12 protein-coding genes are annotated in these 13,882 nt (G+C 41.2%); 6 read left to right on the top strand and 6 right to left on the bottom strand.

All coding sequences use genetic code 11. The features are described 5' to 3' along the window. Positions 1-182: 182 nt before the first annotated feature. Genes G626_RS0101525 through G626_RS0101515 form a run of 3 tightly spaced genes read right to left on the bottom strand, consistent with a single transcriptional unit; the run spans position 183 to position 2,372 of the window. Positions 183-1,178: a hypothetical protein gene (locus G626_RS0101525; protein WP_022931031.1), complete on the bottom strand. Its 996-nt coding sequence runs from the start codon at positions 1,176-1,178 to the stop codon at positions 183-185. Beyond that, positions 1,178-2,215 carry a M23 family metallopeptidase gene (locus tag G626_RS14970; protein ID WP_196800448.1) on the bottom strand — a complete coding sequence of 346 codons (1,038 nt, stop codon included), beginning with the start codon at positions 2,213-2,215 and terminating at the stop codon, positions 1,178-1,180. Before G626_RS14970 ends, G626_RS0101525 begins: the two co-directional genes overlap by 1 nt. Continuing rightward, the gene (locus tag G626_RS0101515) at positions 2,202-2,372 is read right to left on the bottom strand and encodes a DUF362 domain-containing protein (protein WP_022931029.1); all 171 of its coding nucleotides are present in this window, start codon (positions 2,370-2,372) and stop codon (positions 2,202-2,204) included. The genes G626_RS14970 and G626_RS0101515 overlap by 14 nt, the downstream gene beginning before the upstream one ends. 104 nt (positions 2,373-2,476) lie before the next feature. On the opposite strand from G626_RS0101515, the gene deoC reads away from it, so the two are divergent. Beyond that, positions 2,477-3,214: a deoxyribose-phosphate aldolase gene (gene deoC / locus G626_RS0101510; RefSeq protein WP_022931028.1), complete on the top strand. Its 738-nt coding sequence runs from the start codon at positions 2,477-2,479 to the stop codon at positions 3,212-3,214. Positions 3,215-3,314: 100 nt separating this feature from the next. Here deoC and G626_RS0101505 read toward each other — a convergent pair whose 3' ends face one another. From G626_RS0101505 to G626_RS0101495, 3 genes are read right to left on the bottom strand one after another with little or no spacing between them, the layout of a single operon-like run. Next, entirely contained in the window at positions 3,315-4,295 is a 981-nt protein-coding gene (locus tag G626_RS0101505; protein ID WP_022931027.1) for an MBL fold metallo-hydrolase, read from the bottom strand. Between the two features lie 51 nt (positions 4,296-4,346). Next, positions 4,347-7,100 carry a transcription elongation factor GreA gene (gene greA, locus G626_RS0101500; protein ID WP_022931026.1) on the bottom strand — a complete coding sequence of 918 codons (2,754 nt, stop codon included), beginning with the start codon at positions 7,098-7,100 and terminating at the stop codon, positions 4,347-4,349. Positions 7,101-7,119: 19 nt separating this feature from the next. Next, positions 7,120-8,052 carry a hypothetical protein gene (locus G626_RS0101495; RefSeq protein WP_022931025.1) on the bottom strand — a complete coding sequence of 311 codons (933 nt, stop codon included), beginning with the start codon at positions 8,050-8,052 and terminating at the stop codon, positions 7,120-7,122. 486 nt (positions 8,053-8,538) lie between these two features. Here G626_RS0101495 and rpe point away from each other — a divergent pair, with 486 nt between their 5' ends. The 5 genes from rpe (at position 8,539) to recA (ending at position 13,870) form a co-directional block, all read left to right on the top strand. After that, the gene (gene rpe / locus G626_RS0101490; RefSeq protein WP_022931024.1) at positions 8,539-9,168 is read left to right on the top strand and encodes a ribulose-phosphate 3-epimerase; all 630 of its coding nucleotides are present in this window, start codon (positions 8,539-8,541) and stop codon (positions 9,166-9,168) included. 5 nt (positions 9,169-9,173) lie between these two features. Next, entirely contained in the window at positions 9,174-10,118 is a 945-nt protein-coding gene (locus G626_RS17105) for a tetratricopeptide repeat protein (protein WP_022931023.1), read from the top strand. Further along, positions 10,115-11,548 carry a hypothetical protein gene (locus G626_RS0101480; RefSeq protein WP_022931022.1) on the top strand — a complete coding sequence of 478 codons (1,434 nt, stop codon included), beginning with the start codon at positions 10,115-10,117 and terminating at the stop codon, positions 11,546-11,548. Before G626_RS17105 ends, G626_RS0101480 begins: the two co-directional genes overlap by 4 nt. 6 nt (positions 11,549-11,554) lie before the next feature. Continuing rightward, a complete protein-coding gene (locus G626_RS14960; RefSeq protein ID WP_022931021.1) occupies positions 11,555-12,646 on the top strand; it encodes a tetratricopeptide repeat protein in 1,092 nt (363 codons plus the stop codon). A 126-nt stretch (positions 12,647-12,772) separates the two neighbouring features. Further along, entirely contained in the window at positions 12,773-13,870 is a 1,098-nt protein-coding gene (gene recA / locus G626_RS14955) for a recombinase RecA (protein ID WP_022931020.1), read from the top strand. The last annotated feature ends 12 nt before the right edge of the window (positions 13,871-13,882 follow it).

Below are 13,882 nucleotides of genomic sequence, written 5' to 3'. Positions count from 1 at the left end.
CATGCCCATCAGGCATATCGGGAACATGGGTGGGAGGGGAAAATGTTCCCGATATATTTATTATCGACCCCAGTACCCGAAATCTTTAATCTAAATGAAAAAATAATTGAGATTTTTTTGTGGATTGCTTCGTCGCTTCGCTCCTCGCAATGACGATGTTCGTTCGCTGCGCTGCAGAGACCTTAGTTTTCAGTAATGTCGAGGTCGAGGGAGAAGTTTGCGGTGTAGGTTTTGCCCTTGTTGGCGGTAATAGAACGCACAATTTCATAATCACCAATGTGGAACTTGATTTTGTGTTCACCTTCGGAAATTACAAATTCCTTGCCAAAACTTGTGCATTTTACATCATCCAGGGTAACTTCAGTACCTTCCGGTGCAGTAATAAGCAGGGTAGGCTCAAGACTCTTCATTTCTACAAAGAGCTCTGTTGTTTTTGCACGGTCAATGCGGACAGTACGTACTTCGTTGCGGTAAGCTTCAGAAATAATCGAAATATTATGAATGCCTGTATCCAGCAGTACCTTCTGATTGTCTGAATCAGAAAGCATCTGGTCATCTACAAAAATAGTACATGGCTCAAGTTTTTTTTCCGGAGGAAGAAGCTTAAAGACAAGCTGGCCTTTGTTCATAAGAATCGGCTTTACTGTAATTGGAATAATTGCATTGAGTGTTTCTTCCGGAACGCCTTTCATAACCGGCTGCAAACGTACAAAAATTACATTTTTAGACGGGCTTATTACAGTATCTACTTTTGTTGTATAGTTATTTGATTTTATGGAATTGTCTTTCTTAAGTGGAATCTGCAGAACCCAGGAAAGTTTACCAGGTAAGGTTTTTACATAGGCTCTGGTACCGCTATAGTCAATCTGCGAAGCCTTTGGTGTAGGGCTGATGTTTGCATATACAGAACAGGCTACAGAATCCATCCAGGAAGCAACTGCCTCGGGAATATCAAATTTAAGTTCAAGTCCTTCTATAAAGGTCTGGTCTGCGGGGAGGGTAATGGCAAGGGCTTCGTTTATACCAAGCTTTGCAGTGTCTTCAGATTCAGCTGTCTGGGTAACAGAAATCTCATGAACTTTGCTTACGCGAAAGCTTTCTGCAACCAGAGAATTAAGGCTCCAGCAGGCAGTAAGGAGAGAAATCAGAATTGTTTTAGTGCAAGTCAGCTTTTTCATTACTCTTTAATATTCAGTCTGTTTCTTGGGTCTTCGGCCTTTCCGCCCTGTCTTATTTCAAAATGAAGATGAGGACCGGTCGCCTTTCCCGTCTGGCCTACAAGGCCTATTACATCACCTTTTTTTACGTATTGATATCTGTCTACAAATATCTTAGAAAGGTGAGCATATACACTTGTCATTTTACCCTGGTCGTGACTCAGAATTAAGTAATTTCCGAACTCGACATCCTTTTCGATTGCCGCATAAACAGCGCCGTCTTTTATGGCGTAGACCGGAGTACCTTCTTCTGCTGCTAAATCAATTCCATTGTGGTTTTTCATTTCTCCGGAAAAAGGATTTTTTCTCTTTCCAAATTCCGAAGAAACCCAATAGGAATCATTGTCCAGCGGAAGTCTCAGGGCAGAGTCGAGAAAATATGCTCTTTCTGTGGGGGTAAAGCGTTTGCTGCGTAAGAAGATATAATCTCTCCCTTCAATATTATAATATATGACATTTTTTGTTAAGGTTTGATGGCTGTAATTTTCCTGCAAAAGTACTTCAATTGAGTTGATTCCGCGGTCCATGGCAATAAAAAGTCCGTCTACAACCGGCAGAATGAATGTTTTTTCCTTTACATCATCCTGAGCATTTTCTATCTGATTTAATGTTGCCAGGGTTTCCTGATTCATTGTAGAACGTGCAGCTACTCCCTGGAAGGTAAAACGTTCTGTGTTTTTATATTGAAAGAACATTATTTCCGGTTCACGGCCGGCGCTTAGGGCTTTTCTGTTTGATTCCACAATACTGTTATAATCGCGGAAAACTGTATTGGCGCGGGAAGGGGAAATGCTGTCTATAATCGGCAGTTTATCTTTTTCAATTATGATTCTGTTGATTTTATCTTCTGATTCATCTGCATAAAGTAAACCCGCAGAACCTTTCTCCGGGGAGAAAATCAGAAAAAAGAGGCTAAATAAAAAAATGTTAAAAAAACGGGGCTGTCTTTTAGAAAGCCCCGTTACGTAGTTAAAAGAAATCAATCTATTCTTCAACAATTGCTTCTGCTGGACAAGAAGCTGCGCATGAACCACAGCTGATGCACTTTTCAGCATCGATAGCGCGAGCGCCATCTTTTTCTGCAATTGCTCCTACCGGGCAGTCCGGTTCGCAAGCTCCACAGTTTACGCACTGGTCTGTAATTTTAAATGCCATATTTGCTCCTATAAAATTTAAAATCTAGTTAAAATAATACATCAACAGGGGAAAAATCGCAACTGATATTTGAATAAATCTTAGTTGTAAAGTATAATCTGCTTATGACTAAAGACGTACTCGCTAAATATATTGATCATACTCTGCTGGCTCCACAGGCTGGAATCAGAGAAATTGTTTTGTTGTGTCAGGAAGCCCGCCGTTACGGTTTTGCTTCCGTTTGTGTAAACCCTGTTTATGTTTCTGCTGCAGCAAATGAACTGGAAGGTTCTGGTGTAAAGGTTTGTACTGTAGTAGGCTTTCCACTTGGTGCAACAACTACAAAAGATAAGGTAAATGAATCTGAAAATGCAATTGCCAATGGTGCAGATGAAATTGATATGGTAATCAATATTGGTGCTGCTAAGGATGGACGCTTTTCAGAAGTAGAAACTGATATTCTTGATGTTGTTACTGCCTGTAAAGAAGCCGGAAAAAAACTCGGTAAAAATATCATAGTAAAGACAATTCTTGAAACCTGTCTTCTCGATGATGCTGCAATTGTAAACTGCTGTCTTTGTGCAAAAAAGGCCGGTGCTGATTTTGTTAAGACTTCTACAGGCTTTGCAAATCCAAAGGGAATCGATGGAAATCCTCTTCCTAACGGAGCAAGCGAGCATCATGTAAAGCTTATGCGTGAGACTGTTGGTCCTGATATGGGAGTAAAGGCTTCGGGCGGAATCAGAAGTGCCAGAACCCTTATTACCATGCTTGAAGCAGGTGCCAGCAGAATCGGAACTTCAAGCGGTTCGAAAATCATTGAGAACTGGGACGAGAGCAAAGAGGTAAATAATAAATACTAAGAGTAGGAAAGGTGGTTTCGATACACCGCTTCGCGGCACTCAACCACCGGTGGTTGGAGTAGTACGGTGCTGACGCACCTATCGTATCGAAACCACTTTTTTATTTCTGCACTGGAAGTGAGAAGTACAATTTATTGTCGCTCACTTCCATTTTTATTTCGCGGGCATCATGCATAACCGCAATATAAGATTTTACAGTTGAGTAAACCAGGGCGTACTGGCTGAAGGTCATCTGCAGATCATTTTTATCTGCAACATATTTTACAATATCTTCTACAGTCATTCGTTTTTTTGTTTTTAAGGAATCCAGAATGCAGGTTCTTGTAGAAATAATTGCAATTTTGTTAAGCTCTGCTGCTTCATTAATATTACGTTTTAAGAAGTCTCCGTGGCTTGGAATACACCATTCAACTTTTTCAATTGCGCAGAGTTTATCCAGAGACTCCATGTACTGAACCGGATTCAAAATTAAAGGAATCCAGTGATTTATTATTTCGTTACGCGGGAAAATATTGTCGCCAGGGAAAATTACTTTTTTATCATTTTTATCAGAAATAATGGCACAGAAAGTCTGGTAACTGTGACCATTAAGCTCCATAAAGGAAAGTCTACGGCCGCCTGAAAGTTCGATAATTTCATCAGCCTTAATTGCGTGGTCTAAATAAGTTGGGGAAGGCATAAAGAAGAGGGTACGCATTTCGTGAGGAGGGTAGCCGCCCCATAAAACGGTTCCCTGTATTATTGGAGTTTCCATAGCTCCCTGTTCATGCTTTGCGGCCCAGAGCTGACAGCCTGTTTCCTGTTTTAAAAAATTATGGGCACCGCAGTGATCTGGGTGCCCATGGGTTGTTATAATTGCTTTTACGTTAAAGGTCTGTCCCAGCTGTTCAAAAAAAGCTTTAAGTACGTCTAAAACGTATTCTCCGTCAATTTCTGTAGAGCCGGAATCAATAAGATATACATCTACAGAGGAGCCGTTAGAAGAGAGATTTTCATTTGTAACTACACCAACATTTGTTGTACCGGGAATTACATAAACACCCGATGACAATTCAATGATTCTTGCTGTAAGGTTATCCACTTGAAAATCTCTCCTGTCTGACTTTTCCTGCCCGCTTAGCGGGCAAGTTTATTAGAAATCCTTTGCCTTGTTAATAGACTTAATTGTGTAATCGTAGCTGTGCTCGTTGATTACGAACTTAGCATTGTCTCCAACCTTCTTGTCGAGAATTGCGTTTCCGAATGGTGACATGTAAGAAATGATGTTGTTATCCGGATCAGATTCCCAAGGTCCAAGAATTGTATAAACTTCATCTTTGTTTTCGATGTTGTCGTGGAGTGTAACTTCTGTAGCAAAAGAAACAATTGCAGTTGTGCTTGTTGTAGGGTCAAAGATAACGGCGCGGTTAAGCTCTTCCTGAAGCTTAGAAAGTCTAAGTTCAAGCTGATGCTTCTGTTCCTTAGCAGCCTGGTATTCAGCGTTTTCTTTAAGGTCTCCCTTTGCCTTTGCATCTGCAAGTTCAACCTTGTTCTTTTCGAGCTGAACATTCTTAATGTCGTCGATTTCTGCCTTCTTTTCTGCAAGCTTCTTAGAAGTTACGATCATGCCCTTAGGCTGTGTAAGCTTTTCTTCAGATACACGGAACTTGAAGTCTGGGTATTTTTCAAGAATCTTGTTACGTGCAGTTGATTTGTAAGAAGGATCAATGTCTGCAATATCATCAATAAGAGTGTACATCTTCTTAACAGTGTCTTCGTCTTTAGCGAACATGTAATTAAAGATTGTATCATTATCGAAAAGAAGCTCAGTTGCTTTCTTGTTAATCTTCTTGTTTTCTGTTGTATTAACGTGGTTGTTGATTTCGCGGAATGTAAGTTCAATTACGTTGATGAGGGTAATCAGCTGTTTTTCGTAAGAAATACCAGCATTCTTGAACCATTCGAGGTTCTGACACTTCTCAAAGAAGAAAAGAACAGTTTCGCGGTAATCTTTGTATGCTTCAAAGCTTGTTTTTGCCAGCTTCTGAACATCTGCTGTAAAGCCTGCATTAATAAGCTCGTTGATAAGCTTCATGTCGAGTACAGTAGGGAAGAGGCGGATATATTCCTTGTTCCAGTCTGGAAGCATCTTAATGCATTCAAGGAAGTCTGCCTTGAGGTGAGTATTCTTAGAATCCTTGAGTTCCTTGAAAAGCTCACGTGGATCTTCAATGCGGCTGTAGATTTCTGCGAATGTTTCCTTTACAGGGTAGAGGAAGCGTGAGTCCTGAGCGCTTACATAGCGTGCAATAAGGTAAGAAGCAATAACCTGTTCTGTAATCTTAGAAATATTCTTGAGGAAGCCTGTGAAGTATGCGTACATTTCGGCAAAGTTGTCGTTTGTGCGGTCCATATCTTCATCATTAAAGAACTTCATAAAGATATCTACACGGGCAAAGAATGCTTTCTGAGCCTTGAACTCGTTTGCAAGCTTTTCTACAGGAGTAATGTTTCCTTCGCGAACAGTGTACATATTGATGTCGTTAGGATTTACACCGAATACAGGATTTGTTTCGAGAATCTTTTTTGCTGCTGCATTCCATGAAGTCCATTCTCCGGAAGTAAGAATACCGAGTTCTTTCTTAGTTTTTCCGTCTTTTTCTGTAACTGTGTGTACAAGTTCGTTTTTGATTGTCTTAAGGTCACAGTTGTTGTCGTAGCTCTTGATGATTGTTTTAAGAGTCCATTCCTTATCCTTCTTGATTTTTTCAGCAAGAGGAACCTTCTTGTCACCTTCTTTTACATAGTTGAGGGCTTTGAGTACCCAGATGTGGTCTTTTGCAAGAGGTTTGAGGGCTGTAACGGCCATAGAAAGCTTAATTTCGTGGATGCCTGCAGCCTTACCAAAGTTGATTGTAAGAGTATCGTTATCAAGGCTCTTGATGATACCAACGCCCCAGTTTCTGTGGAATACAAAACCGCCCTTGTCAAAAGCGATGTGCTTTTCAAAGTCGTTGATAGCTTCGAATACGTTTCTGTAGCTCTGTGAAAGGTTAGAAGAGCGGATGTAGTCTTCGAGGTGGCTGTGTGCAGCATATTTACCGCGGAAACAGTCTGTAATTTCTTTACGAGCCCATGAATCTTTAGGATCAATTTCGAGATTCTGCTTAAGAATGATGATTGCAGTATCCCATTTTTTGTTGTCTTTATAGTAGTTGTAGAGTTCCTGCATGAGGGTAGTAGTTTTAATATCACCCATCTGCTTAGAAATCTTTCTTCTGATGTTCTGGAAGAAGTCGAATTCATCCGGCATAAGCTGAACGAGCTTTGTCCATACTTCCTTACATGCATTGTAGTTGTTTGCGTTGATGTAGCGGAGAATTGCTTTCTTGTAGTAGCTGATTGCGTTGTCTGCATCGCCTTCATTTTCGTAGTGCTCAGCAAGGAGCTTTGCAAGGTCAGCTTCTTCAAAGTCTATGCGTACGATTTTTTCGTAAAGCTCCCAAACCTTAGAGTTACCTTCTGCAAGGTAGTTGTCTGCGAGGGTTCTGAGGGCAAATTTGTTATTTTCATCATCATTGAGAATGCTTTCACAAAGATATGTTACAATGTTTTCCTTGTGGTTCTTCTGGAAAATATCTACGAGAGTTACAAGGTTTGAGTTATCTAGAGAGCTGTTCTGCAGGTCAAGGATACCGCAGATGTAAAGGGCGATGATACTGTCCTTAGAATGAGAGAGGTGTTCCTGACAAATCTCATGAACCTCTTTAATGATTCCTTCGCTCTTTGCCTGTTCTACGAGGTCTGCAAGTTCCTTAAGATTGTTCTGAGTGTAGTTACTGATTGTTGCACGAGTCCAAGTCTCTTCCTTGAGCATGTCCTGAATTGACTGCATTAAATCTGCCATTTTAATCTCCTTGTCTGGGCTATTTGATATACATCTCGTATACAGAAGTATCCAGAAGTTTTATTCGTAATAACACTTCATTAATCTTGGCCTGATTTTCGTTTGCCAAGTCATAATGATCCATAAGCCAGAAATAACAGTTCAGCATACGCGGAATAAGAATCTCGCTGTTGCACGAAGGATCCTTGATTTCATTTTCCATTGCGTAGATGTCTTTTTTTAGTCTGGCGACTTCCTGAGAAGTCAGCTCTCTCTTAATGTTGAAAACTCCGCCGAGAACTCCGTATACCGGAATCCAATAGAGGAGCGCTTTTCCTGAATAACCTTTGCTCTTTGTCTTTTCTATAAGACATTTAATGAGCTCAGAATCAAGAAAATCGAGGTCAATGCTGTCCGGGTCTTTAAAAAAAGCTTCCCGATACAGTACTTTTCCAAATTTGTCTTCGCCGCAAAGAGAGTAGCAGTCTGCCAGCTCTGCAAGTACCGAAGAAAGATTCGGATATATATCGTTTGCTTCTCTGAGAAAGGCCCTTGCATTTTCGAAATCTCCAAGCTTCTTGTAGCAGATGCCTGTTTTTTTGTAGATTTCTGCTTTTTGCAGAGGATCTTTTTCATCCAGCATTTTTTTGTATTCTTCCAATGCGTTCTTAAAAAAGCCCTGCTGAACGGCAAATAAAGCCGGTTCGTAAGGTTTATTTTCGCGGGAAATATAATCCTGAAAGTTTTTCCATTCCAGAAGTATGTTTTCGCTGCGTTCGAACGAATCGTTCATACTCTTAAGACGCTTTATGGAATCTATCCAGAAGATGCAGCACTTATTTGTGTACATAAGCTCTGTGCTTTCCAGGTCATGCTCGAAGAGAGAACTTATGATTTTTTGTGCCTCTAAAGGGTTTCCCTGCTGCAGAAAGCCCAGGGCAACCTTAAGTTCAGCTTCTGTCTGAAAGTCCATAGTGTCTAAATTCTATTTTATACAAGAAAAGATTTTTAATCAATAAAAAATATGAGATTTTGTTAAAATTGGGACAATATTTATAAAGCGAAAGTGTTAATCTGTCAAGTAAAATTTCTGTTAAAAGTAACGAAAATTCTTAAAGTTTGCCTCCTCTCGTGAAAAATGACACTCGCCAACGGGGGAGGTGGTAAAGCTAACAATTGCTTTCGCAATTTTTTTAACGCTTTGCTATTGAACACCGGCCGCCAGCGGCCTTACACATGTTGGCGAGTATCATTTTTCACTACGGAGTCAAACTTTACATTTCCGTGTTATTTGAAATTTTACTTGGAGATTATTTTGAAGGAGGGGATGTGAAGTTACAATAATCCTCGGTGGTGTAAAAAAAACTGCCTGCTCCGCCCGTCAGATTTTTCTGCAGAATTGTCCAATTTTTACAATTATATTGTAAATTCTAGTTTTTCTTGTTAAAATATATACCAAATGAAAACTCAAATTCTTGCACCATCACTTCTTTCTGCAAACTTTGCTGACTTGGGAAGTGAGATTAAAAAAATAGAAGACAACAAGGGCGGGGCAGTTCATATCGACGTTATGGACGGTTCTTTTGTTCCCGAAATCACATACGGTGAGCCCGTAATCCGTTCAATCAGAAAACTTACAGAGCTTCCTTTTGATGTTCATCTTATGATTGAAAAACCGGAACTTCATGTAGAATCTTTTGCAAAGGCAGGCGCAGACTGGATAACCTTTCACTGGGAAGCAACAAATCATGCTCACCGCGTAATTCAGATGATTCATGAAATGGGTAAAAAGGCCGGCGTTGCAGTGTGTCCTGGTACACCTGTATCATTACTGTCGGAAATACTGCCTTCTGCCGATATTATATTAGTGATGACTGTCAATCCCGGCTGGGGCGGACAGAAGATTATTCCTTCCTGTGTGGAAAAAGTTGCCCAGTTGAAAAAGTATAGGGAAGAGCATGGATTAAACTATCTGCTTTCTGTAGACGGCGGTATTAACAACGAGACTTTGAACTCTGTAATTGACGCCGGTACAGACATAGTTGTTTCCGGCTCCTGCTTTTTTAACGGCAGCCTTAAATGGAGTTGAGAAGATTGTTAAAAGCTTTTAAGAAAATCACTGCAGTGGCAGTGATTTGTACATCTGTTTTTATGTATGCATCGGCCTCAGAATCTGCAGCTTCTGCTTTTGTAGAAGCCTGTAAGTCATATTCGAGGGGAGATTGGACCGATGCAAAGTTCATGCTGAAAAAAGCAGTTTCCTATAAAGAGAATTTAAATCCGGATACTTATTTTATGCTGATTATGGCAGAAGTTTACGACGGCGATAATAAAGCTGCCCTCGACGACTGCAATTTCTTTCTGGAAAACTTTTCTGACTCTCTTTATTACTCAAGAGTTTACTACCAGAAGGGAAAGCTTTTATATCAGCTTGGTGAATATGAAAAATCAATTGTAGTGCTCAGCGACTTTTGTCATCTTTATACAGATGATGAATTATACTCACATGCACTTTTCTATATCGGCGAATCACTTTTTGCCGGCTATAAATATGATGAGGCAGGAGCTGTTTACGAGCGTATTGTAACCGAATATCCGGAATCTCCAAAAACACCTGCTGCCCAGTACCGCCTTGAAACAATTTTACAGCGCGGCCGTGAAGAAAAACTACTTTATCTCTTAAAGCAGACTGGAGAAGAATATCTTTCTGCAAAGGAAGAGTATGAACGTCAGCTGCGGCTTTATAATTCCGAGGCAATGGATTCTACAAGACAAAAGCTTTCTGCTGCCCAGGCGAGAAACGAAACTCTGGAAAAGCAGATTGCTGAACTTGAACAGCAGATTGCGGCTCTTAAAAACAATCAGGAAGAATCTGACCGTATAATTCAGGAATTAAAAGAGGCTGGAGAAAAGGATGTACCGGCTCCGGAGCCTTTTGATGAAAGAAAATATCAGTTAAAGCTTCTTAAGGAAAAGGCCCTTGAAGCACAAAAAATGCTTGATAAGAAGAATTCTACTTCTGGAACGGAGGGGCAATGAAAAAGATAATTTGTTCAGCAGCAATAATCACTCTGCTTCTGGCTTCAGTTTTCTGTAAAACTTCAAAAGCAGAAAAAAAAGCTGCAAAGAAAAAGGCTAAGAACAAGACTGCAGTAGAAGCTCCTGCAGAAGAGCAGGCTGCTGCCCAGACCGCAGAAACACTCACAGCCGCACCCGCAGAAGGGGAGGCCGCTGCTGCTGTTACAGCAGGCGAAGCCGGCACTGAGGCTGCTCCTGAATCAGAAACAGAATCTAAAGACTATACCGGCTGGATTAAATCTTCAAAAAAGAATTTAAACGAGCGTTTTGGTAAGATTCAGCTGAAAGTTAAATCCGGAATTGGAGCTTATACAATTGCAGTTCTTAACGAAAAGGATAAGCCTATTCCTGTTTTGAATACAGCAAACGAATATATTACAAATGCTTTTTATCTTAAGACTTCAAAGAAGACTTATAACCTTGTAACAGACAGCAGTGTGCGTACCGGTGCAAGACAGACAACAGATGGCGTAGTTATCAATTATGAAGTTCCTTCTGTTGCTCAGGTCAGCGCATATTTCGGCTGCCTTGCTTCTCAAAAGAAAAAAGATATAGATATGATTAAGGTAACGGTTACTGTAAAGAATATCAGTAAACGTAACGACGAATTTTCTGTAAAAGCAATTCTTGATACTGTTCTTGGTGAAGCGGCTGCCTTCCATTATTATACCTGGGAAGATATTCCGGTAAAGAACGAAGTTTTATACAGAACTCTGCAGAATCAGAAATGGTTTGTTTCAAAAAATATGAATGCCGCAATGCAGCTTTTCTTTACAGGGGCAGACTGTACGGCACCTGAACTTGTTGCACTTGCAAATTATTCTACTTTTGAAAAAAACAGCTGGGAACCTGATATGCTTAGTTACCGGGTTTTTGATACAGTTCTTTCATATAATAACTCTGGTGTTTGTGCAATCTGGAAGCCTATGAAACTTGCTCCGGGAGAATCTGGCAAAGTTGTTTTCTATATGGCTCTTTCTGGAGACGGTACTCCTGCAACAGGTGAAAAATATATTTACAGCAAAGACTTTACTGAAAAAGAAGAGAAAACTTCTGATGTAAAGGCTGCAGGTAATCTTGAAGTTATAACTCCTTTCTCTGCAGATGAAAAAGAAGCAGCAGAACCGTCTGGCGTTACAGAGTTTACCGGCCTTACAGAAACAGTTTCTGATCTGCCTGCAGCACAGTCTGCACCTTCTGCTCCAGCAGAAATTCCTAATGTAGATTTCTATATAAAGAATATGTCTAAAGAGCAGCTTACTCCGGAATATATTCAGTCTCTGCTGGACCGCATTGCTGCTCTGGAAGAAGATTCTCCTTCTTTGAATCGTCAGGAACTGCTTCAGCTTAATGCAGAGCTGGATGCTATTCTTACTTATTTGAGGCAGTAGTTCTTTATGGCAAAAGATGCACTGAGTCTTGCCTGGCTCGATATGAGGCGCCGGCATTTTGCAACAGCAATCAAGCGGCTGGAAGCAAAAAAAGAGATTTACGACGAAAACTTTGAATATTACCTTACTCTTGGAATTGCATGTCTTTATGTAGGTGATATTGGTGCATCTTCTTCATATTTTCAAATGGCCCGCAGAATCAAATTAACTGATACAAGACTTTTGCTGGGCCAGGCTGCAATTTTTCTGCGCAGGGGTGATACAGCCCGTGCCCTTCAGTATTATCTTGAAATAAAGGAAAATGATCCTCAGAATAAAACTGCTGATGAGGCTATGGAGTTTATCCGTGTTCACGGCAATTATGATACTATCTGCCGCTGGGTAGATACAGGCAAAATTGAACAGTTTTATCCGCCGCTGGGATCTAACCCAGACCGGATTGCCCTGATTGCGGTTGCCGGAACAGCTTTTGTGCTTGGCTGCCTTTTTGCCTTCATCTTTTTCCCGAGGGGACAGATTTATAATGGTCCCCGCGCAGATTTAACAAAGCTGGAACTTTCTTCAGACGAAAAATCAGATGCTAAGGAAAAAGATTTATCTTCTCAGTCTTATGCCTTTGTACTTTCAAGCAAGGAAATCAATAAGCGCTACAACAAAGCCCTGCAGTATTTCCAGGCTCACAGAGATAATGCAGCCCAGGTAGAAGTAAATGTAATTTTGAATTCAGATGCGTCGGTTGCAGTAAAGAAAAAGACGCGGCTCCTTATGGGCTATTTTGAAATTCCTGATTTTGATTCTATTACTGATGTTCCGTCTTTCGCTGAGGTTGCAGAAAAGCCTGCCGTTTATCTGGACTGCTGGGTAAACTGGGGTGGTAAGATTTCTAATGCCGTAACCTACGAAGACGGTTCTTATACCTGCGACCTGCTTGTTGGAGATGAAACTCTTACAAAGTATGAAGGTACGGTGAGGGTTCATTTTGATTCAGCCCAGACAATTGATACAAGCAGGGCTGTAAAGGTTTTGGGAAAGATTGTACTGGAAGACGGAATGGTCTGTCTTGCAGGACGCGCAGTCTATCAAAGTGTGCATAAATAGCAGATATATAAAGCTGTTTTTTTGATAAAAAAACGGAAAAAATGAAAATTTTTCAACTTTTTTTCATAAAAACTGCCTAAAATGATTAGGTTTAGCCCATATTATATGTGGGAGGAAGGTGGCTAAATGGCAAACACAAATGTAAGTCCGATGGACACATCGGAGAAAATGAAGGCTCTGGAGGCGGCTCGTCTTCAGATTGAGAAGCAGTTCGGCCAGGGCGCAATCATGAAGCTGGGCGACAAGGCAAATGCGGCCGGCATCGAAGTAATTCCGTCGGGCTCTATTTTGCTGGACGAAGCTCTGGGAATCGGCGGATATCCGAGAGGCCGTGTAATTGAGATGTATGGTCCTGAGAGTTCGGGAAAGACTACTCTTGCACTTCATGCAATTGCAGAGGCTCAGAAGCTTGGAGGCGTTGCAGCCTTTGTAGATGCAGAGCATGCTCTGGACCCGGTTTATGCAAAGAACCTGGGTGTAAATATTGATGAGCTCTGGGTATCTCAGCCGGACACTGGTGAGCAGGCTCTGGAAATTACAGAAAACCTTGTAAGAAGTGGCGCGGTTGATGTTGTAGTTGTAGACTCTGTTGCGGCTCTTACACCGGAAAAGGAAATTGAAGGTGAAATGGGTGACGCTGTTATGGGTATGCAGGCCCGCCTTATGAGTCAGGCTCTGCGTAAGCTTACAGCAATAATCGGTAAGTCAAACTGTATCGTAATCTTCATCAACCAGATTCGTATGAAGATTGGCGTTATGTTTGGTAACCCTGAAACTACTACTGGTGGACAGGCACTTAAGTTCTATTCTTCTGTTCGTCTTGAAATCCGCCGTGTAGAAACTATTGACGGTAAGGGCGATGAGGATGCAATCGGAAACCGTGTTCGCGTAAAGATTGTAAAGAACAAGGTTGCGCCTCCATTCAGAAAGTGCGAGCTCGACATTTACTTTGGTAAGGGAATTAACGCAAGTGCTTCGCTTCTTGATTCTGCTGTAAAGCATGGAATCATCGATAAGCGTGGCGCATGGTATACAATAGGCGAGGAGAAAATCGGCCAGGGTAAGGAAAATGCAGTTGCCTTTATCGAAGGAAACCCAGAGGTTGCAGCCAACATCGAAGCCAAGGTACGTGAATTAGTGTTCCCTGGCCAGGTGATTGAGAAAAAGGAAACTAAGAAGTCTAAGAAGGCCGACGCCGCAACTGAGGCTCCGGCTGAGGCGTAATAGACGCGACGG

The organism is Treponema bryantii NK4A124 (assembly GCF_000421345.1).
GTDB classification, from domain to species: Bacteria; Spirochaetota; Spirochaetia; order Treponematales; family Treponemataceae; genus Treponema_D; species Treponema_D bryantii_B.
This window is presented reverse-complemented; position numbering and strand designations above follow the sequence as displayed.